The sequence below is a fragment of the Pandoraea morbifera genome, assembly GCF_902459575.1.
Lineage (GTDB): Bacteria > Pseudomonadota > Gammaproteobacteria > Burkholderiales > Burkholderiaceae > Pandoraea > Pandoraea morbifera.
The window spans coordinates 93,939-113,270 of sequence record NZ_CABPSD010000008.1 but is presented as its reverse complement, the minus strand read 5'-3'; the positions used below and the strand labels follow the sequence as shown (position 1 = coordinate 113,270).

Below are 19,332 nucleotides of genomic sequence, written 5' to 3'. Positions count from 1 at the left end.
CGGCAGTGTAGCACGGCCGGGCGGGCGTCCGGTCGAACCCGCCCGGGTGCGGCGGCAGCGGGGCGGCGGCCGGTCATTCGTCCGGTGAACCGGGGGCGCGCGTCGGCCCCGAAGTTCCGGACGATCCCGCGCCGGGCTGCGCGGCCGGCAGCGTGCGCAGACTGCTGACCACGGCCGCGACCGCAGCAAACACGGCGGCGACATAGAGCGACGCACGGGTGCCGTGTCCGTCTGGGGCGACACTGAAGACGAGGGCGACCAGCGCCGCGCCCGTGGTCTGCCCTGTGAGGCGGGCCGTCCCGAGCATGCCGCTGGCGCCGCCGCTGCGATGCGCCGGCGCTGACATCAGCATGGCGTAATTGTTGGGCGACTGGAACAGGCCGAAGCCGAAGCCGCACAGCGCCATGCGCCAGACGATATCGATGGGGTGTGCATGGGCGGGCAGCAAGCCGAGCGCAAGCAGCCCCAGCGCAAAGGCGGCCATCCCGACCGCGCCGAGCAAGCCCGGCTTGTAGTGCTCCAGCAGGCGCCCTGCCAATGGAGCGACGACCACGATCGTGAGCGGCCACGCCGTCATCAGCAGGCCGGTCTGTACGTGATCGAAGCCCAGCGTGTCCTGTAGGAAGAATGGCAGCGATACATATGCCAGCATCTGCGCGCAGAACGACGCCATGGAGGTGCAGATCGACAGCCCGAAGATCGGAATGCGCAGCAGATCGACGGGCAGGAGCGGCACCGGCTGGCGGCGCTGGCGCCGCACGAAAATGGTACCGATGATCACGGCGGCCGCGAGCTCGACCGCGACGAGCCACCGTTCCTGCCCGTGCCCGAACGAATCGATGCCTGAGATCAGCAGCCCGAAGGTGAGGGCGCTCAGTACCGCGCCAGTCCAGTCGAAGGGGTGCGAGGCGCGCACGCTGTCGGGCAACGAGCGCACCGCAATGGCGAACGCGACGACGCCGAGCGGCACATTGACCGCGAACAGCCACGGCCAGTGAGCGACAGAGAGAATGCCGGCGGCGATCGTGGGTCCGGCCGCCGACGACACGGCCACGATCAGCGAGTTGAGCGCGACGCCACGACCGAGCCAGCGCGACGGGTAGATGGCCTTCACCAGCGCTGTGTTCACGCTCATGATGCCGGCCGCACCGAAGCCCTGCACAACGCGAGCGAGCGTGAGCGTGACGAGCGAGTCGGAGAGCGCGCAGGCGAGCGAGGCGAGCGTGAACAGTGCCAGACCGTACGTGTACACGCGCCGATAGCTCACGATTTCGCCGAGTGCCGCGAGCGGCAGCAACGAAATCGTGATCGCGAGTTGGTACGCGTTCACGATCCAGATCGACGTGGCGGGGCTGGCGTTCAGATCGCGCGCGATGGTCGGCAGCGCCACGTTGGCGATGGCGCCATCGAGTACCGAGAGCGAGATGGCGAGCATGACGGTCGCAACGGCCCAGACCCGGGCGGGCATGGGCATGCCGTCAGTGTAGGTGTCGGACATGAGAGCAGTGCAGGTCGAAACGGCACGCCGGCGCGCGAATCGCGCGGGCGTGCGGACAAACCGTCATGCTGCCTCAAATCGTTGCGTTGGACGGTGCTTGCCCGCAAACCCCCGTCACGCCTGGCGCTGCGTTCGGTTGGGAATGTTTTATCTGATGAAATATAGGTTTCAACAAGCAAAACATATGATTTGGCGTCGTCGCTGAGGCATTAACGCGTCGGCGGATCCGAATCAAAGCGCGCGATACGGATGTTCGCCAGAGGATGACAGGCGGTACCGCCTGCCAGCGATTTCAGGTCGATGTGGCTGGCGAGAATCGCCTGGACCCCGACGGCTGCGAGGGTTACAGCGGGCGCGTGACCCGGGCAGGTGTGCTGGCCTTGCCCGAAGGTCGGCGCGAGGCTGTCATGGGCATGTGTCGCGTCTGTCGCCGGTGCGGCGGCGAGTACGACGAGGATTGCGTCGCCGGGTGCGAGCGTGCGCTCGCCGATGACGGCAGGCGCGTGCAGGAACCGGCGTGTGTTCTGTACGGGGGGATCGAGGCGCAGGACTTCGCCGACCACTGCCGCCGCGGTTCGCAACGCGTCCGGTTGCGCGAGCGCCGTCGCGCGCCGCGCGATGCGTCGCAAGCTGTTGGCAACAAGGCCCGCGCAAGCGTCGTGGGTTTGCGTAAAGAGGCCAGCGATGTTGGCTGCGAGCGCGTTATCGTCCGGGCTCTCGTCGCGTGCGGCGCGCCGCGAGGTCTCGTGCAGCCAGGTGCCAGGTGCGGCGCCGTTGTCGAGCCAGTCGTCGACCCGGTTGCGCAGCGTGGCCGCCGCGCGATGCCCGCGAGCGAGCACTTCCTTGCGAGGCGAAGGGCTGGCCGCCTCGGCCATGGCGGCGACGAGCCTCTGAACATCGTCATGCACGTCCGCCCATTGTGCAGGGGCCACACCAAGCCATGCCGCGAGGGCATAGATCGGCTGGCGGAATACGAAATCGTCCAGTCGCGTGGTCGGCGAATCGCCGCAGGAGAGGTACGCATCCGCGCATGCGGCCTGGCTCGCCTCGCGAAGCCTGCTGATCGCGCCGGCATCGGGGCGCAGCGTGGCCAGTCGTGTCGAGAGCCAGGGCTTGAGCGATGCATGGGCCGCGCCGTCGTTCATCCGGACGAGTTCGCGGAACCAGTCGCCTGCGGCACCGTCATTCAGTGCGGCGGGCACGCGGGCCTCGAGGGGGCGCACGCCACATGCCGGATGCCGCAGTACGGCGGCGACGGCGTGGGAGCCGGCGGCAACCCACAGGCCAAGCGAGGCATCGAAGTCGAACGGCTGCCGAGCGGCGAGCGCCGCGTAATAGGGGTACGGATCGGGATGACTCACGGCGGCCAACGGATTCGCTGGCGATTGCCGGGCGGAGGATTCGGTATGGACGGCGAGCATGGCGGGTATCTCTCGATAAGGTCGTGATATGGGGTAAGGGTTATCGTAGGCGCCGACGCCGCCGCCACGTTTCATCACGCGCTGAAGTGTTGAACGCAGGGCCCGCCTATACTTGCGAGGCAAGCACTTCACGAGGTCGTTGCCATGGATATCGAAAGAGATCACGCGCCGGGCGTCAGCTCGCTCGCGGCACTGCTCGCCGACGCGGGGCGCATGACCATGCTGTGGGCGTTGATGGACGGCTCTGCGCGTCCGGCCGGCGAGCTCGCGCTGGTGGCCGGTCTGTCGCCGTCGAGCGCGAGCGGACATCTGGCGCGCCTCGTCGACGGCGGCGTGCTGGCGCAGGAGTCGCGTGGGCGCCACCGGTATTTCCGCATTGCCACTCCCGAGACGGCTGCGGCCATCGAGGCGCTGGCCAGCGCGGTATTGGCGACGCAGGAACTTCGCCCTCGCCCCGTGCCGGCGAGCCGTGTCACGCCGATGCCATTGCGCCATGCGCGCACGTGCTACGACCATCTCGCCGGGGAGGTCGCCGTCGAGCTCTTCGCGAGGATGCAGGCCCGCCAGTGGATTCGCGTGGACGGCAGCGATGTGGCCCTGACGGACGCGGGCATGCGCGGCATGACGGCGCTCGGCGTCGATCTCTCGCAAGCGCACACGCGCAGACGCCGCTTCGCCTGCACCTGTCCTGACTGGAGCGAACGCAAGCCGCACCTCGGCGGCGCGCTGGGTGCGGCGTTGCTTGGCAAGTGCCTCGAGGCGAAGTGGCTGGAACCGACGCGAGTGGCGCGCGCGCTGCGTGTCACGCCTTTGGGAGATCGGAAGCTCGCGGACATCGCGGCCTGAGACGCTGCCGGGCTTCGTCTCCATAACGAAACACCCCGCAAAGGTTCGCGGGGAGTCGGTTGTGCGGTGAGTCGACGCCTGGCACTGTCGTTGCCGGGCGACCGGCGGCTCAGCTGCCGATGTAGGTCGAATTGCTCAGTGCACCTGCCGAGCCGTTGACGCGTTCGCCGACCGGGTTGCCGTACGTCACCAGCACCGGGTACTGGCTGTCGGTCTGGGTGAGCGTGCCTTGTGCCTGCGCCCGGACCAGTTGTTCACGGACCTGCGCGCGCGGCACCGCGAGCTTTTCGCTGTACACGCTCGATTGCCAGAAGAAGTTCTCGTTCGGATAGCCGTTTGCACCCGTACCGGCAAATGCGGCGGGGACGGCGGCCAAGGCGAGGGCGGCGGCAATCGTCAGATGGGAAAGAGTGCGGGTCATGTTTTTTCTCCTGTCATTGCTTTTCTGGTGGTCGGCCGGATCGTTCTGGATGTCCGGCATCGCCTACGCCTCTAAGGTAGGACGACCACGTCGCAGGAGTAACCGCGTGCGGCGCAACAATACATTGCTAAGAATGGGCGGCCCCGAAAGCCCCAATAGCAAAGGGTTTCGAGGCGGTCAAGATTCACTCGTGAGTCGAGTTTGTCCTCTAATAAACAAGTTAAATGAAAGGACTGCGACGCAATGTCGCAGTCCGGAAGCGGGCACGCGCGCTTGAGGTCCCGACGCGGCGCGTCGGGGCCGCCTTGTCATTCGCCGTATACAAACACCTGCGGCACGGATGCCGCCGGTTGGATGGCAAGTTGCGCGACCACCGCGCCATTCACGACAACGTATGCGGAACGCGCTTCTGTCGACTCGGGGATATTGACGTGAAACTTGTTCATTTCGTGAGGATAGCCGCGCGATCGGAACAGCCGGAAGTGCTGTTCGCCGCCCGGGCCGTCGACGACCAGGCGGCAGGTCGCGCTCACGTCGCCATCGGCCTGATACAGCGTGCCGTAGGCGCCGTGAAGCGCAGGGAAGATATGCGCCGGCAGCGTGCCTTGCGGATCGTAGAACCCGATGAGCGTCGTGACCGGCACGCCGACGGTCGATGGTGACCTGGGGGCGGCGGTGTCGAAGGTGTGGCCGTATTCCACCCAGCGCTCGTGGGAAAAATTCCAGCGAAACACTTTTGACTGACCGCGCGATATCGGCATCGCCTGTCCGTTGATGGCAAGCGTGGTGCTGTTCTCGGCGTCATGGTTGATGACGACGATACGGTCCCAGAGAAACGAAAGTTGCGGGACCGCGACATCGGCCGCCCAATCCTCGTCCGTGATGTCGACTTCCACAAGGTTATTTTTCTCGAACAGTACCCCCATGTATGCCTCGTTCATCGATGCATTGCGCGCTCGCGCTCGTGCCATCCAGTCGTAAAGTGGTACATAACCCTCGTTCCAGCGTTCGCCGTCGCTGACAAAGCACAGGTGAACCGGCTCCGAAATGACGATCGTCTGTCCATTGATATGCAAGTCGATCGGATAGCCGACGCTGCCTTCGATGGAGATCGCCTGAGTACGATTTGCCGCAGAGGCGGCGGGCACGTGAATGGACTCGACGAAATAGCCGATCGTGAGATCGATTCTCACGATATCCGCCGTGGCGAGCAGTGCCGTCAACGCTGCCTCGCCGAGATCGGCGTAATCGGCATACGCGATATCCTTGGTGCGAACGAGTGTCTGCGCGGCTTGCATGGTCTGCGACTCGGCATCCCACGCGCGATACCCCGTTGGCGATTCGGCGCTGAAAACGCGATAGCTGCTCAGCGCGTCGTGGACGATGCGAGTGCTGTAGGGAGTGTGCAACGTATAACGATTTCGGTCCGAAAACGGTTCTCCGCCGGCCATCGCGTCACGGCCGAAGCTTCGGTCGTGAAAGGGCGGCTCGCAGATGTCGTCCTGACACGTGTCCTCGCCGGAGCGACCGGGGAAAAAATTCGGAATGAAGCGATGCAGATCCATGTCCCAACCCCATGTGGAATTGGGCTGACCGGCCGCGCGATGAATCGATCCGTCGAAACCGCCCGGGTAGTGATCGAGATGGAAAACGTGCCCGACCTCGTGACTGAACTCGTTGCCTTCCGAGAATTCCACCGTCGTCGTGAAGCCGGAGTAGGCAATGCCGCCGTGCGTGACCACGCCGTTGGCGTAATTGCCACGGACGTTGTTCACGGTGAACTGCGCAACGTCATGCGCCGCCGCATCTTCACTGCCAGGCGAAGCGTTCTGCCCCAGATTGGCCAGATGAATGGCGCTCGAGATCAGCGACCAGCTCAGCGCACGGAATGTGCCCTGGTGCCAGTCGCCCTCATCGGGCGCCTTGTCCTCGAGCAGCGTGCCGTCGGGAAGCATGACCTGCTGCCAGTGAATCGCTTCGTATTGGTTCACGATCAGCTTGCGTAGCGGTACCGTCTGAAAATACTCCCGTTGCAGCGCAGGCTCGTCGGCAAAAGCAAAGGCGTTTCGCGGTGGCGCGAGCATGCCGATGTCGACGGTATGGAGGAGCACCTCCACGGGCGCACCGACCCGGATGTCCGCGAGTTGACCGCTGCCGGCCGGGCTATCGAAGTGCAACTGCAATCCCGGCGCGATCCAGGAGGGGAGCAGTTCGACGCTCCACACATTTTCCGCATAGACGAGGCGTTGATTTTCTTCGTCATCGGCCGGCGCGGCGCCATCCGAAGCGTTGTCATGGTGATAGACGGTCTTCGGCAACTGCTCGGGCGGGCGCATTGCCAGCGCCCCAAGAGACGTGCCGTTACGGTCGATGCCGGTCACTTGCAGCGACACGAGCGCGTCTTGCGGCTTGACCAGCAGCAGGGTCTTGCGGTGCGAGGTCAGGACGTGGGGCGCTTCGGGCGCCGCGGGTGTCATCGCAATGACGTGGTGCTGCACGAAGCGCACACCGGCGGCGAGCGCGCCCTCAAGGTCGTTGGGCCAGGGCAGCGGGTCAAAGATCAGCGGATCATCGGCGTCGAGCGTGGCGCCCGACGATTGCGTGCCGCAGTGTGCACGATCGGCATCGCGATGCAGAACGTCGTGGCCGCAGCAGGTGGTGCGCGACGCGGCGCTGCGCGTCGGGGATGCGGAGACGGAAGGGGGCGGGGCTTTGTTCATCATGACCTCTCTGCGGTGTCCGAGGGAGTTCATGGTGCTCCGCGTGTTGCGTGCTCAACTACTGTCAAGGTTGACAGTTATCGCCTCACCCCCGCTCGGCAGCGGCGAGAAACGCCGGTGAATCGGTCAGCAATACGGCCAGGTCGGCGGCGCCGGACTTCACGGCGCGGGCCGTACGCTCGCGGGTGTGGTTGTCGGTGCCGACGAGCGTGCGCGGTCCGGCCACGCTCAGCGCGGCAAGCGGTCGGCCATGGCTGTCGAGCACGGCCGCGGCGCAGGCGTCGATGCCCGCTTCGAAGCCGTCCTGACTCCACGCGCAGCCCGCGTCGCGATCGGCGGCCAGTTGGGCGTCGAGTGCGGCGTACGTGCGCGCGCTTTGCGCCGTCACTGCCGCCAGCGGCTCCGGTCCGAGCAATGCGCGGCGGCGCTCGCCGCTCAGATGCGCGAGCAATGCGCGCCCCGGCGCCGTCAGATGCGCCGTGACGCGACTGCCCGCCCGAATATTGCTCACCAGCGGTAATGCAGGCGTCTCGCACAGCAGATATCGCACGTTGGCGCCGTCGAGCACGGTCAGGTAACTCGACAGCCCGGTCTCGCCCGTCACGCGCGTGAGCACGCGCCGCGCCGTCGTCAGATGATCCTCGCCGGCCAGCGCGGTGGCCGCGAGCGTCAGGAACCCGAGTCCGAGCCGGTGGCCGCCTTGCGCGAGCGGTTCGAGCACGCCTTCGAACTGCAGCGTCTCGATCAGGCGCATGACGGTCACGCGATTCACTCCGATGCGACGCCCGACCTCGCTCAGGTTCGCCGTCGAGCCGCCGTCCGCTACGAAGCGGAGCAGCTTGAGCGCGCGCATGACCGGCGTGACGAGACCGGTTTGCGTTGTGTCAGAGGCATCGGCAGCGCCGGCTGCGCGGTCGATGGCGGGGGCGGCTTTCGTCATGCGTTCGATTTCGTTCATTGGGAGCAGGCGCGGTGTGCGGGCGGCGTTGACCCTCTATGCCGCGAGCGGTGTCTGCCACGCATCGTACTCGTAGACCCAGTCGGCGTTACCGCCTTCCTTGAGCCACTGATTGCCGCGCGAGCCGATCTGCACGCGCGCCGTGCGCTCTCGGCGCGCGGCTTCGTAGCGTCCGAGTGCTTCCGCCAGCGAGGCGGCATCGGCGCGTGTGCCGGCCGAGGCGAGGTGGCGAGACAGTACCACAGCGTCCTCGATCGCCATGCCCGCGCCCTGCGCCATGAACGGCATCATCGGATGGCAGGCGTCACCCAGCAGCGATACACGATCGCGCGACCATTGCGGGAGCGGATCGCGCACGTACAGTGCCGACTTCAGCACGCTGTCGCACGCGTCGAGCAAGGCGCGGGCTTCGCCGTGGTAATCGGCGTACATCGCCCGCAACTCGTTCACATCGCCCGGCGCTGTCCACGATTCGAGCGTCCAGCTGTCTTGGGGCGTCGTGGCGAACACGAAGATGTCGCGGCCGAGGTTGAGCGGGAAGGTCACGATCTGGCTCGACGGGTTCGGGCCCCACCACTTCGTGAACGCGCCCAGATTCGGCAGGCCGTCGAGCCGGTGCGCGGGCACCACCGCGCGATACGCGACCACGCCAGTGAACTCCGGCGACTCCGGCCCGAACAGGCCGGTACGCACCACAGAGTGGATACCGTCGGCGCCGATGAGCACGTCCACGTCGTCATGGGTACCGTCGGCAAAGGTGAGGCGAATCGATCCGGGTTGCCCCAGCGGCGGCGCTTCGAACGACACGAGCCTCTTGCCGAGCGCGATTGCGTCGGCGGGCACGGCCTGCTCCAAAGCCTGCAGCAGATCCGCGCGATGCATCGTGAGCTGTGGCGCGCCGTACTTCGCCTGCGCGGTCTGCGCCATCTCCAGACGCGACGTCTCTTCGCCGGTGTCCCAAGTGCGGCTGATCCGGTGGCTCGGCTGCGCCGCTGTCTCGCGCAACGCGTCGCCAACACCGAGACCGTCGAGCGCACGCACGGCGTTCGGCGTCAGATTGATGTCGGCGCCAACGCGGGCGAACTGCGCCGCCTGCTCGAACACGCGCACGCGAAATCCGGCGCGCAGCAAACCAATGGCCGCGGCCAGACCGCCGATGCCGGCGCCGTTGATGCCGATGAGGGGAGCTTGCATGGAGAACACCTTTTACAAAAGTGGCGTAAGCCGCCGGTGAATCGAAAAAATTAAATGTTCAAATATGAACATCATGTTCAAATATTATTGTTTTTGATTCGTCTTGCCGCAACCCTTCCTCGGGTAAATCCTGAGCTTGCCGCAGGTCGCCGAAGGCCCGGCGCATCGGACGAACGGCAACGCCGACAGGACGAATGGTGCCGTCTCAGGCCTTGTATTTCGTGCCACGGGTGGTGCAACCGGCGTGCGGTAGCACGCCAATTTACGTACGACAATTCGTGCATCTCCGCTGCGAGGCTCGCGCGTCATCTGACCTAAGCTCTGCACAGTTGGTTTCATAAGTAATCCAACGTTTCATAGGTGGAACGTGCGGCGAATGAGTGCGGAAAGTCGGGCAAACGAACCGGCGGGACGCGAGGTGGCCGGGCGTGACCACCGTTCTCGAATCATCGAATGACAGGAGTGCACAGATGAAGCGGTTTCCGACGGGGCGGATCCCGGGCATGACGAAGCTGGCGGTGGCCATGCTGCTGGCGGCGGGCGTGCCGGTGGCGGCACATGCGCAGAGCACCGTGACGTTGTACGGCAGCATGGACGCCGGTGTGGCCTATGTGAACAACCAGGGCGGCAGCGCCAACTGGATTGCGCAACAAGGCGCCACGCAGCCGGATCGCTGGGGCTTTCGCGGCGTGGAGGATCTGGGCGGCGGCAATCGTGCCATCTTCCTGCTGGAGAATGGCTTCTCGACCCTGAGCGGCAACACGATCAAGGCGGGCTCGATGTTCAACCGCCAGTCGTGGGTGGGCCTGCAATCCGACAGGATGGGTACGCTGACGCTCGGCCACATGACCACGTTCAACTTCGACTGGCTGGGGCCGATGAGCACCGCTTATCTCGGGATGAACTGGTACATGTTCCACCCGGGCAACCTCGACGAACTCGCGAACACATCGGTCGTCCAGGTGGACAATTCCGTGCGCTACGTCACGCCGGATTTCGCGGGCTTCAAGGCTGGCGCCATGATTTCCCTGGGCAACACGACGAACTTCGCCAACGGCCGCAAGTGGAGCGTGGCGGCGAACTATACGAACGGCGGCTTCAAGGCGTCGGCGGTGTACTCGAACGAGAACAACCGTACGCCCAACGTGGCCGTGCTCGGCGGCGCGACTTTCCAGGGGCAGCCGGTGGGGGCCTATGCGGCGTCGAACGTCGAGAACATGGGCGCCGGCATGTCGTACGGCTTCGGTTCGTGGCTGCTGCACGCGCTCTACACCCGCGTGAAGCTTCAGTCGCCCGGCTTCAGCGACACCTACCAGTCGTTCGACGCCGGTGCGAACTACGCCACGAGCGTTGCCAACACGATCACCTTCGGCGCGGCGTCCACCAACATGTCGGGTAAGCGCTGGACGCAGTTCAGCCTGGGCGACGTCTACGCGCTCTCCAAGCGCACCCAGGTCTATCTGAGCGGGGTGTACCAGCACGCCAGCGGCAACGGCGCGATCACGGCCATCAATACCATCGGCGCGTCGTCCACGTCGAACCAGCTCGTCATCATTTCCGGCGTGCATCACGCGTTCTGAACGAGCGGCGCGCCCGCCTTCGCGAGTTTTTCACCCTGTGGTCTCTCTTAGCACGCCGGCCGGCTTTTGCCCGCCGGCGTTTTTTTGTCGCGCATGGGATTTCTCCTGGCAAAAAACGGCAAAACACCCGCGGTTACGGGTTTCCCCTAGTCAAAAAATAATTTTGACGCCGGCGATCACTCCCTATAATTGATCCATAAGTAAATCAACGTTTCACATATGAAACGCATGATGAAAGCGAAAGACAGGCAGGCAAGCCATGCAAGTGGAGCGTTACCGCAGGCTGCCCGGCGCAAGTTGAACATCCAGAAACACGGTGGTTTCCCATGCTCAGGTCGATTCAATTGAAGGACGCGAACATTGCCGAGGCGCATGCCGACGCACGTCAGGCGCAGCCCGCGTCGGCACCCATGCCGTTCGCGATCGAGTACCGCGGCGTCACGCGTCGGTTCAGGAATCGCCAGGGCAAGGGCGAGATGACGGCCGTCTCGAACGTGTCGATCGGCATCAAGGCCGGTGAGTTCGTCTCGCTCATCGGGCCCAGCGGCTGCGGCAAGAGCACGCTGCTCAACATGGGCGCTGGCCTGTACGCGCCGAGCGAAGGCCAGGTGACGCTCGCGGGCAAGCCGGTGCGCGGACCCTCGCAGCAAGTCGCGTTCATGTTGCAGAAGGACCTGCTCATGCCGTGGCGCTCGATCCAGAAGAACGTGGAACTGGGCATGCAGATTCGCGGGCGTAGCAAGGCCGAGCGTGCCGAGGTCGCGCGCGCGTTGCTCGCGCGCTGCCATTTGAAGGGCTTCGAGAATCACTATCCGCACCAGCTTTCGGGCGGCATGCGCCAGCGCGCGGCCCTCGCGCGCACGCTGGCTGTCGAGCCCGACGTGCTGCTCATGGACGAGCCGTTCTCGGCGCTCGACGCGCAAACCAAGATGGTGCTCCAGCAGGATCTCGCGCAAATGCTCGCCGCCGAGGGCAAGACGGCGCTGATGATCACCCACGATCTGGCCGAAGCGATCGCGCTGTCGGATCGTGTGTTCGTGATGAGCGAGCGCCCGGGCACGATCATCGAAGAGATCACGGTCGATCTGCCGCATCGCGACAACCCTATCGAGCGGCGCAAGCAGGCCGGCATGAACGAGTACGTCGCGCATCTGATGGAACTGCTCAAGGTCGGCCGCGACGACCACCTCGGTTGATCGCCGCCATCGACATCGCAAGCCACTGGAAATTCCCGCTATGAAATCCCTTTCCAAAACGCAACTGACCGCCGGCAGCGTCCTGCTGCTGCTGATCTTCGCCGCCGTATGGCAATGGGGGCCGACGGCATTCGGCGTGCCCGAGTTCGTGCTGCCCAAGCTCTCGTCTACGATCGTCGAGGGCGTGCGCATGTTCGAGGTCGAGAACCTCTGGCTGCACATCGGTGTGACCGCGCTCGAGGTGATCGCGGGCTTCGTCATCGGCTCGGCGCTCGGTGTGATCATCGGTGTGATTCTCGGCCTGTCGCCGTCGACCGAGGCGATGCTCTCGCCGTACATCCTCGCGTTGCAGATCGCACCGAAGGTCGCGTTCGCGCCGCTGTTCGTGATGTGGATGGGCTACACCATCTACCCGAAGATCCTCGTCGCGGTGCTGATCGTCTTCTTCCCCGTGATGATCAACGTGCTCGGTGCGGTGCGTTCGGTCGATCCCGACATGGTCAACCTGGTGCGTGCGCTGTGCGGCCGTCGCTGGCAGATCTTCCGCTTCGTCGAATTCCCGTCGGCCATGCAGGCGCTGTTCGCCGGCCTGCGCATCGCCTCCACGCTCGCCGTGATCGGCGTGACCGTGGGCGAACTGGTCGGCGGCGACCGGGGCCTGGGCTACCTGCTCGTCTACGGTGAAGGTCAGGGCAATACCGCGATGGTGTTCGTTTCCATCGCCGGGCTGACCGTCATCGGTATCGCCGCGTACGCCGCGGTGGTCTGGCTCGAACGCCGTGCGCTGCACTACGTGCCGCGTGCCGCGATGAACATCGCCTGAGCAACGGAGCGACAACGTGACCGAACTGCCCATCCCTGCGCTCGACACCGATACGCTTGCGCCGCTCGACGGCAAGAGGCTGCTGATCACGGGCGGCGCCCGTGGCCTTGGCGAGGGCTTCGTCCGTGCGGCGGCCGCGCGCGGCGCCGCGGTGACGATTGCCGATATCGCCGCTCCGGCCGGTGAGGCGCTGGCCGAAGCGCTGCGCAAGGCCGGCCACGCGGTGTCGTTCGTGCGCGTCGACCTGTCCGATCCGGCATCTGTCGAGGCGGCTGCCGGGGCGGCCGCCGCGCAAATGGGCGGCATCGACGGTTTGGTCAACAACGGCGCAATCACCAACTCGGGCGGCAAGCTGGCCACCGAACTGAGCCTCGAGACGTGGGACGCGGTGATGAACGTCAACGTGCGAGGCACCTGGCTCATGACCATGGCGGCATTGCCGTTCCTGCGCGTCTCGGGTCAGGGGCGCGTCGTGAACATCGCCTCGGACACCGCGCTGTGGGGCGCACCGCGCCTGCTTGCCTACACCGCCAGCAAGGGCGCGGTCATGGCCATGACGCGCTCGCTCGCTCGCGAGCTCGGTCCGGATGGAATCACCGTCAACGCCATCGCGCCGGGCCTCGTCGAAGTCGAAGCCACGGCCTACGTGCCGGCCGAGCGCCATCGTCACTACCTGGAGGGACGTGCGCTGCCGCGCGCGCAAGTGCCGGACGACGTGATCGGTCCGGTGCTGTTCCTGCTCTCCGACGCATCCCGATTCGTGACCGGGCAGATATTGCCGGTCAACGGCGGCTTCGTCATGCACTGACGAAACCGGCCATAGCCCTAGACGCACTCAATTCGCAACGCCTTCAAGGAGTCACATCATGGCGCAAGCCGAAGCAAAAAACACCGCGACGCCGCAGGCCGTCGAGAGCTGGACGCAGGCCGAGGGGCAGTCGTTCGCCGAATGGCTGGACACGCGCGTGGCGCGTTTCTCCACGCGCAAATACGACTGGGACGCCCTGAAGTTCCAGGCCGACTACGACCCGAAGTACCGTCGCGCGCAGATGCGCTACGTGGGCACGGGCGGCACGGGCGTGGCGCGCGATGCCAACACGGTGCCCGCCGGCCACTTCACGTTCTCCACCATGGTGATTCCGGCCGGCAACATCGGCCCGAGCCACATTCACATGGACGTCGAGGAAATCTTCTTTGTGATGCGCGGCAAGATGAAGGTGATCTGCGAGCGCGACGGCGAGACGTGGGAAGCGATTCTGGGTGAGCGCGACCTGATCTCGGTGCCCCCGGGCGTGTATCGCACGGAAATCAACATTGGCGACGAAGACGCGCTCATGTGCGTGATGCTCGGCTCGCAAAAGCCGGTCACGCCCACGTATCCGCCCGATTCGCCGCTCGCGAAGATCAAGCGCGAGCCGAAGTAATCCGCCGGGGGCGCCCGGGGTGTGCCCCGAATCCGGCGCATCCGCGGGAATGCCGCCCCGGCCGAAGTCCGGTGAAGCGTATGCGAGCCGCATGCCATTCGCCGGCAGGAATTCACGAAGCCAGACGTTCAGCCTCAGCCATGCAAGCCAAAGCCTACTCGTCCGAAGTGCCCGAAGTGCCCGATGTCGTCGCCCTGCGCGCGCGCCTGACGGCCTTCCCGTACCGCACCGTCACCACGCGCGCGGGCACGGTCGGCTATCGTTGCGCGAAGGCGCAAGCCCCTGACGCCGTACCGGTGGTGATGCTGCACGGCATCGGGTCGGGGGCGGCGTCGTGGCTGGCGCAGTTCGAAGCGGCGGGCCTTGGCGCCTCGCTTTATGCCTGGGATGCCCCTGGCTACGGTCAGACATCGAATGTCGCGGTTGCCGAGCCGGATGCCGACGCCTACGCTGACGCGCTCGAAGCGTGGCTCGATGCGCTGGGCCTTGCGCGTGTGGCGCTCGCCGGCCATTCGCTTGGCGCGATCGTGGCGTCGAAATTCGCCGCGCGTGCACCGCACCGCGTCCTCGGCCTGTTTCTGTGCTCGCCGGCGGGGGGCTATGGCAAGGCCGACCCGGCGGTACGCGTGGCCAAGCGCGACGGCCGCCTGGCGATGCTTCACAAACTCGGCCCCGCAGGCATGGCGCGCGAACGCAGTGACAACCTCGTGGCACCGGGCGCGGCCGATCTGCCGCGCGCGTGGGTGAAGTGGAACATGTCGCGGGTGCAGCCCGAGGGCTACGCAAAGGCAACCCATTTGCTCTCCAACGGCGACGTTGCGGGCGACCTGGCGCGGTACGTGGCGGCCAACGCCGGCCCCGTCGCCGTGGCGGTGGGCGCCCAGGATGCCGTCACGCCGCCAGCGAGCTGCCAGGCGATTGCCGACGTCGCCGGTGTGACGCTTCAGCGCATCGAAGGGGCCGGCCACGCGGCATACATCGAAACGCCCGACGTGCTCAATGCCGCGCTTGCCGCGTGGCTCGGGCGCATTGCGGCAGGGGAGCGTTGATATGGCACGGGCCAATCCGAAACGCGCCGTCGCCGTGGCGTCGACCGACGACAGCACGCTGGACGCACAGGACATGCAGGACGTGCAGGACGATGGGATTGCCGAGGCGGCGCCCGCCGAATCGCGGTACCTCGTGCCGGGCCTGGAGCGCGGCCTGCGCATCCTGACGCAGTTCTCGCCACGCGAGTCGGTCTTCAGCGCGCCGGAACTCTCGCAGCGCCTGGGCATTCCTCGCACGACCGTCTTCCGTTTGTTGCAGACGCTCGAGGCCATGGGCTTTCTCGAGCGCGCGGGCAGCGAAAAGAACTTCCGCCTGGGGGTGGCCGTGCTGCGCCTGGGCTTCGAATACCTGAGCTCGCTGGAGCTCACCGATCTGGGCATCCCGATCATCGAGCGGCTGCGCGATGCCACCCAGCTGACATCGCACATCGTGATCCGCGACGGGCGCGACATCGTCTTCGTGGCCAAGGCCCAGAGCGTGGCCGGGGTGTTCAACTCGATCAAGGTCAACGTCGGCACGCGCCTGCCCGCGCATGCCACGGTCCACGGCCACGTGCTGATGGGCGATCTCACGCTCGCCGAACTGCGTGCGCTGTATCCCGAGAAGACGCTGGAGAAATACACGCCGCAGACCCCCGAGACGCTGGCCGAGTTGTTCGAGCGCGTGCGCGAGGACGCCGAGCGCGGGTACGCCGTCTCGGCCTCGTCCTTCGAGCGCGGCATCAGCGTCGTGAGCGCGCCGGTGCGCAACGACGCGGGCCGCATCTGCGCCGCGATCACGGTCACGATTCCGCGCGCAAACATCGATTCGGCAATGCTGGATGCGGGACTGATCGGGCAGGTGCGCGAAGCCGCCGACGCGCTCTCGCACCGCTTGAATTACCGGCCGGGCAGCGACGGCCGCACCTCCCCCTACATGAAGTCACTGGGATTGAAATGATCAAGATCGACCTCTCCTCACGCGCGGCGCTGGTCACGGGCGGCACGTCCGGCATCGGCCTCGCCACGGCAGGGCGCCTGCTCGACGCCGGGGCGGCCGTGGCGATTTGCGGACGCAACCCGGAACGTCTGGCGCAGGCCGAGGCGCATCTGCGCGAGCGTCACCCGCAGGCGCGCCTCATCGCGGCGCAATGCAACGTGCTCGTCGAGCGCGACGTTGCGGCGCTCGCCGCGCGTATCCGCGGCGAATTCGGCCGTCTCGACATGCTCGTCAACAATGCGGGCCAGGGCCGTGTCTCGACGTTCGCGGACACCACCGACGACGCCTGGCGCGAAGAGCTCGAACTGAAATATTTCAGCGTGATCCGCACCACCCGCGCCTGCCTGCCGATGCTGCGCGAGGCCGCGGGCGAGACCGGGGATGCGGCCATCGTCTGCGTCAATTCGCTGCTTGCGTTGCAGCCCGAGCCGCACATGGTGGCGACCTCGTCGGCGCGCGCCGGCATCCAGAACCTGGTGCGGTCGATGGCGAGCGAGTTCGCCCCCGATCGCATTCGCGTCAACTCGATCCTGATCGGACTGGTGGAGTCGGGGCAGTGGCGCCGGCGCTTTGCCGAGCAGGGCGAAGGCAAGACCTGGCAGGAGTGGACCGGGGAGCTCGCGCGCAAGAAGCAAATCCAGTTGCAACGTCTCGGCAAGCCTGAAGAGGCGGCCGCGGCGATCTTTTTCCTGGCCAGCCCGCAATCGTCCTACACGACGGGCAGCCACATCGATGTTTCCGGAGGCCTGGCAAGACATGTCTAACAAAACCACCGTCGGCGAAGTCATCGCGGCGTTTCTCGAACAGTGCGGCGTGAAGACTGCATTTGGCGTGATCTCGATTCACAACATGCCGATCCTCGACGCCATCGCGCGTCGCGAAAAAATCCGCTATGTGGGCGCACGCGGCGAAGCCGGCGCGCTGAACATGGCCGACGGCCTGTCGCGCGTGTCGGGTGGCCTCGGCGTGGCGTTCACGAGCACGGGTACCGCCGCGGGCAATGCCGCCGGCGCCATGGTCGAAGCGCTCACGGCGGGCACGCCCGTGCTGCACATCACCGGTCAGATCGAGACGGAATTCCTCGACCGCGATCTGGCGTACATCCACGAAGCGCCGGATCAGCTCAGCATGCTGAACTCGATCTCCAAGGCGGCCTATCGCGTGCGCTGCGTGGACACGGCGTTGTCCACGGTGCGCGAAGCCGTGCGCGCCGCGCTCACGGCGCCGACCGGCCCGGTCAGCGTGGAGATTCCGATCGACATCCAGGCCGCCGAAATCGAGTGGCCGTCCGATCTCGCGGCGCCGCATATTCCCGTGCCCACGCATGACGAGTCTCGCGTGGCCGAGCTGGCCGACAAGCTGGCGGCGGCGCATCGCCCGCTGCTGTGGCTGGGCGGCGGCGCCCGGGGCGCGGAAGCGGCCGTGAAGCGTCTGGTCGACATGGGCTTCGGCGTGGTGACGAGCGTGCAGGGGCGCGGCATCGTGCCGGAAGACCACGCCGCCACGCTCGGCGCGTTCAACATTCACCCGACGGTCGAGAAGTTCTACAAGACATGCGACGCGGTGCTCGTCGTCGGTTCGCGCCTGCGCGGTAACGAGACGCTCAAGTACAAGCTTGCGCTGCCGCGTCCGCTGTACCGGGTCGATGCTGACGGGCTTGCGGACAATCGCGGCTACCGCAACGACCTGTTCGTGCAGGGCGACGCCTCGCGCGTGCTCAACGCGTTGGCCGACCGCCTGCAGGGGCGTTTTTCGGTCGATCCGGCATTCCACGCCGATCTGGCGGCCGCGCGCGACGCGGCGATCGACCAGGTCGCGCAAGGGCTCGGTCCGTATCGTCAGCTCGTGGCCGCGCTGCAAGGCGCACTGGGCCGCGATTTCAACTGGGTGCGCGACGTCACGATCTCGAACAGCACGTGGGGCAATCGCCTGCTGAAGATCTTCTCGCCGCGCGCCGGGGTGCACGCGCTCGGCGGCGGCATCGGTCAGGGCATGCAGATGGGCATTGGCGCGGCGCTCGCGGGCAATGCGAAGAAGACCGTCGCGCTGTGCGGCGACGGCGGCCTCATGGTCAACGTGGGCGAGCTCGCTACCGCCGTGCAGGAGAAGGCGCCGGTCGTGATCCTGCTGATGAACGACCAGTGCTACGGCGTGATTCGCAACATTCAGGACGCGCAGTACGGCGGCCGACGTCACTACGTGCAACTGCACCAGCCTGACTTCGCGGCGTTCTGCGCGAGCCTGCAACTCAAGCACGAGCGCATCACGCACATCGACCAGGCACAGAGCGCGGTGGCGCGCGCCGTCGCGCACGACGGCCCGGTGCTGCTCGAGGTCGACATGCTGTCGGTCGGCAACTTCGCGTCTCACTTTGCCGGCCCGCCGGTCCGGGAGCCCGCCAATGCGTGAAATGAACCATCGTCCCGTCGACGTCGCGCTGATCGGGTTCGGTGCGATCGGCTCGAAGGTCTACGAAGCGTGCGCGAGCGATCCGCACTTGCGCGTGGGCCACGTGATCGTGCCCGAGGACGCGGCCGCCCGCGTGCGCGAAAGCGTGCGCGAGGGGACCGAAGTGGTGTCCTCGGCCGATGCCCTGTCGAGCCGTCCGGATTTCGTTCTGGAATGTGCCGGCCACAGCGCCCTGTCCGGACATGTCGTGCCGTTGCTCAAGTCGGGCGTCGACTGCGCGGTTGCCTCCATCGGCGCATTGTCCGACACCGCGCTGCTGGCGGCGCTGGAGCAGGCCGCGAGAGACGGCGCCTCGACCGTCACGCTGCTCTCGGGCGCCATTGGCGGCATCGACGCGATTGCCGCCGCGCGCGAGGGGGGGCTCGACGAGGTGCTGTACACGGGTCGCAAGCCCCCGCTGGGATGGCAGGGCACGCCCGCCGAACAGGTGTGCGATCTTGCGTCGCTCACGAGTGCCACCGTGATCTTCGAAGGCAGCGCCCGCGAAGCGGCGCGCCTGTATCCGAAGAACGCGAACGTGGCGGCCACGGTCGCCATCGCCGGCCTGGGGCTCGACGCCACGCGCGTGCGCCTGATCGCCGATCCGGCGACCACGCGCAACGTGCATCACATCGCGGCGCGCGGTGCGTTCGGCGAAATGTCGCTGGAGATGTGCGGCAAGCCGTTGCCGGACAACCCCAAGACCTCGGCCCTGACCGCGTATTCGGCCATTCGCGCGCTGCGCAATCGCGTCGCGAACTGTGTGATCTAGCAG

Annotated in this window: 17 protein-coding genes; 11 read left to right on the top strand and 6 right to left on the bottom strand. The window is 66.3% G+C overall.

Going from position 1 to position 19,332, the window contains the following annotated elements; all coding sequences use genetic code 11:
- Positions 1–73: 73 nt before the first annotated feature.
- Both PMO31116_RS14660 and PMO31116_RS14655 read right to left on the bottom strand, forming a co-directional pair.
- Positions 74–1,498 (bottom strand): MFS transporter, encoded by a 1,425-nt coding sequence (locus PMO31116_RS14660; RefSeq protein ID WP_150567358.1) that lies wholly within the window; start codon positions 1,496–1,498, stop codon positions 74–76.
- 209 nt (positions 1,499–1,707) lie between these two features.
- On the bottom strand, positions 1,708–2,919 hold the full coding sequence (locus PMO31116_RS14655) for a cytochrome P450 family protein (protein WP_150567357.1): 1,212 nt from the start codon (positions 2,917–2,919) through the stop codon (positions 1,708–1,710).
- A gap of 144 nt (positions 2,920–3,063) precedes the next feature.
- On the opposite strand from PMO31116_RS14655, the gene PMO31116_RS14650 reads away from it, so the two are divergent.
- The gene (locus PMO31116_RS14650) at positions 3,064–3,765 is read left to right on the top strand and encodes an ArsR/SmtB family transcription factor (protein ID WP_150567356.1); all 702 of its coding nucleotides are present in this window, start codon (positions 3,064–3,066) and stop codon (positions 3,763–3,765) included.
- 109 nt (positions 3,766–3,874) lie between these two features.
- Here the strand turns inward: PMO31116_RS14650 and PMO31116_RS14645 are convergent, their stop codons facing one another.
- The 4 genes from PMO31116_RS14645 to PMO31116_RS14630 all read right to left on the bottom strand — a co-directional run bounded on the left by PMO31116_RS14645 (position 3,875) and on the right by PMO31116_RS14630 (position 9,058).
- Positions 3,875–4,186 (bottom strand): DUF4148 domain-containing protein, encoded by a 312-nt coding sequence (locus PMO31116_RS14645; RefSeq protein ID WP_174971347.1) that lies wholly within the window; start codon positions 4,184–4,186, stop codon positions 3,875–3,877.
- A 308-nt stretch (positions 4,187–4,494) separates the two neighbouring features.
- A complete protein-coding gene (locus PMO31116_RS14640) occupies positions 4,495–6,909 on the bottom strand; it encodes a M66 family metalloprotease (RefSeq protein WP_174971342.1) in 2,415 nt (804 codons plus the stop codon).
- A gap of 82 nt (positions 6,910–6,991) precedes the next feature.
- On the bottom strand, positions 6,992–7,846 hold the full coding sequence (locus PMO31116_RS14635) for an IclR family transcriptional regulator (RefSeq protein WP_246185300.1): 855 nt from the start codon (positions 7,844–7,846) through the stop codon (positions 6,992–6,994).
- Between the two features lie 54 nt (positions 7,847–7,900).
- Entirely contained in the window at positions 7,901–9,058 is a 1,158-nt protein-coding gene (locus PMO31116_RS14630; protein WP_150567353.1) for an FAD-dependent monooxygenase, read from the bottom strand.
- A 503-nt stretch (positions 9,059–9,561) separates the two neighbouring features.
- Here PMO31116_RS14630 and PMO31116_RS14625 point away from each other — a divergent pair.
- The 10 genes from PMO31116_RS14625 to PMO31116_RS14580 all read left to right on the top strand — a co-directional run bounded on the left by PMO31116_RS14625 (position 9,562) and on the right by PMO31116_RS14580 (position 19,329).
- Complete coding sequence (locus PMO31116_RS14625; protein WP_174971379.1) at positions 9,562–10,638, top strand: porin; 1,077 nt, start codon at positions 9,562–9,564, stop codon at positions 10,636–10,638.
- Positions 10,639–10,964: 326 nt separating this feature from the next.
- On the top strand, positions 10,965–11,834 hold the full coding sequence (locus PMO31116_RS14620; protein ID WP_150567351.1) for an ABC transporter ATP-binding protein: 870 nt from the start codon (positions 10,965–10,967) through the stop codon (positions 11,832–11,834).
- A 40-nt stretch (positions 11,835–11,874) separates the two neighbouring features.
- A complete protein-coding gene (locus PMO31116_RS14615) occupies positions 11,875–12,657 on the top strand; it encodes an ABC transporter permease (RefSeq protein ID WP_150567350.1) in 783 nt (260 codons plus the stop codon).
- 16 nt (positions 12,658–12,673) lie between these two features.
- Positions 12,674–13,465, top strand: coding sequence for an SDR family oxidoreductase (locus tag PMO31116_RS14610; protein ID WP_150567349.1), 792 nt, complete (start codon positions 12,674–12,676; stop codon positions 13,463–13,465).
- Positions 13,466–13,523: 58 nt separating this feature from the next.
- Positions 13,524–14,081 (top strand): cupin domain-containing protein, encoded by a 558-nt coding sequence (locus PMO31116_RS14605; protein WP_150567348.1) that lies wholly within the window; start codon positions 13,524–13,526, stop codon positions 14,079–14,081.
- 140 nt (positions 14,082–14,221) lie between these two features.
- Entirely contained in the window at positions 14,222–15,130 is a 909-nt protein-coding gene (locus PMO31116_RS14600) for an alpha/beta fold hydrolase (RefSeq protein WP_150567347.1), read from the top strand.
- 73 nt (positions 15,131–15,203) lie between these two features.
- On the top strand, positions 15,204–16,070 hold the full coding sequence (locus tag PMO31116_RS14595) for an IclR family transcriptional regulator (RefSeq protein ID WP_150567466.1): 867 nt from the start codon (positions 15,204–15,206) through the stop codon (positions 16,068–16,070).
- Positions 16,067–16,873: an SDR family oxidoreductase gene (locus PMO31116_RS14590; RefSeq protein ID WP_150567346.1), complete on the top strand. Its 807-nt coding sequence runs from the start codon at positions 16,067–16,069 to the stop codon at positions 16,871–16,873. The genes PMO31116_RS14595 and PMO31116_RS14590 overlap by 4 nt, the downstream gene beginning before the upstream one ends.
- Complete coding sequence (locus tag PMO31116_RS14585; protein WP_150567345.1) at positions 16,866–18,518, top strand: thiamine pyrophosphate-binding protein; 1,653 nt, start codon at positions 16,866–16,868, stop codon at positions 18,516–18,518. Before PMO31116_RS14590 ends, PMO31116_RS14585 begins: the two co-directional genes overlap by 8 nt.
- On the top strand, positions 18,511–19,329 hold the full coding sequence (locus tag PMO31116_RS14580; protein WP_150567344.1) for an aspartate dehydrogenase: 819 nt from the start codon (positions 18,511–18,513) through the stop codon (positions 19,327–19,329). Before PMO31116_RS14585 ends, PMO31116_RS14580 begins: the two co-directional genes overlap by 8 nt.
- Positions 19,330–19,332 lie beyond the last annotated feature (3 nt).

Bases quoted from the DNA above. Each gene is read 5' to 3' on its own strand.
- PMO31116_RS14650 (WP_150567356.1), top strand. From the start codon at position 3,064: ATGGATATCGAAAGAGATCACGCGCCGGGCGTCAGCTCGCTCGCGGCA.
- PMO31116_RS14655 (WP_150567357.1), bottom strand. From the start codon at position 2,919: ATGCTCGCCGTCCATACCGAATCCTCCGCCCGGCAATCGCCAGCGAAT.
- PMO31116_RS14600 (WP_150567347.1), top strand. From the start codon at position 14,222: ATGCAAGCCAAAGCCTACTCGTCCGAAGTGCCCGAAGTGCCCGATGTC.
- PMO31116_RS14605 (WP_150567348.1), top strand. From the start codon at position 13,524: ATGGCGCAAGCCGAAGCAAAAAACACCGCGACGCCGCAGGCCGTCGAG.
- PMO31116_RS14640 (WP_174971342.1), bottom strand. From the start codon at position 6,909: ATGATGAACAAAGCCCCGCCCCCTTCCGTCTCCGCATCCCCGACGCGC.
- PMO31116_RS14590 (WP_150567346.1), top strand. From the start codon at position 16,067: ATGATCAAGATCGACCTCTCCTCACGCGCGGCGCTGGTCACGGGCGGC.
- PMO31116_RS14635 (WP_246185300.1), bottom strand. From the start codon at position 7,846: ATGACGAAAGCCGCCCCCGCCATCGACCGCGCAGCCGGCGCTGCCGAT.
- PMO31116_RS14625 (WP_174971379.1), top strand. From the start codon at position 9,562: ATGACGAAGCTGGCGGTGGCCATGCTGCTGGCGGCGGGCGTGCCGGTG.
- PMO31116_RS14580 (WP_150567344.1), top strand. From the start codon at position 18,511: ATGCGTGAAATGAACCATCGTCCCGTCGACGTCGCGCTGATCGGGTTC.
- PMO31116_RS14595 (WP_150567466.1), top strand. From the start codon at position 15,204: ATGCAGGACGTGCAGGACGATGGGATTGCCGAGGCGGCGCCCGCCGAA.
- PMO31116_RS14630 (WP_150567353.1), bottom strand. From the start codon at position 9,058: ATGCAAGCTCCCCTCATCGGCATCAACGGCGCCGGCATCGGCGGTCTG.
- PMO31116_RS14620 (WP_150567351.1), top strand. From the start codon at position 10,965: ATGCTCAGGTCGATTCAATTGAAGGACGCGAACATTGCCGAGGCGCAT.
- PMO31116_RS14660 (WP_150567358.1), bottom strand. From the start codon at position 1,498: ATGTCCGACACCTACACTGACGGCATGCCCATGCCCGCCCGGGTCTGG.
- PMO31116_RS14585 (WP_150567345.1), top strand. From the start codon at position 16,866: ATGTCTAACAAAACCACCGTCGGCGAAGTCATCGCGGCGTTTCTCGAA.
- PMO31116_RS14615 (WP_150567350.1), top strand. From the start codon at position 11,875: ATGAAATCCCTTTCCAAAACGCAACTGACCGCCGGCAGCGTCCTGCTG.
- PMO31116_RS14645 (WP_174971347.1), bottom strand. From the start codon at position 4,186: ATGACCCGCACTCTTTCCCATCTGACGATTGCCGCCGCCCTCGCCTTG.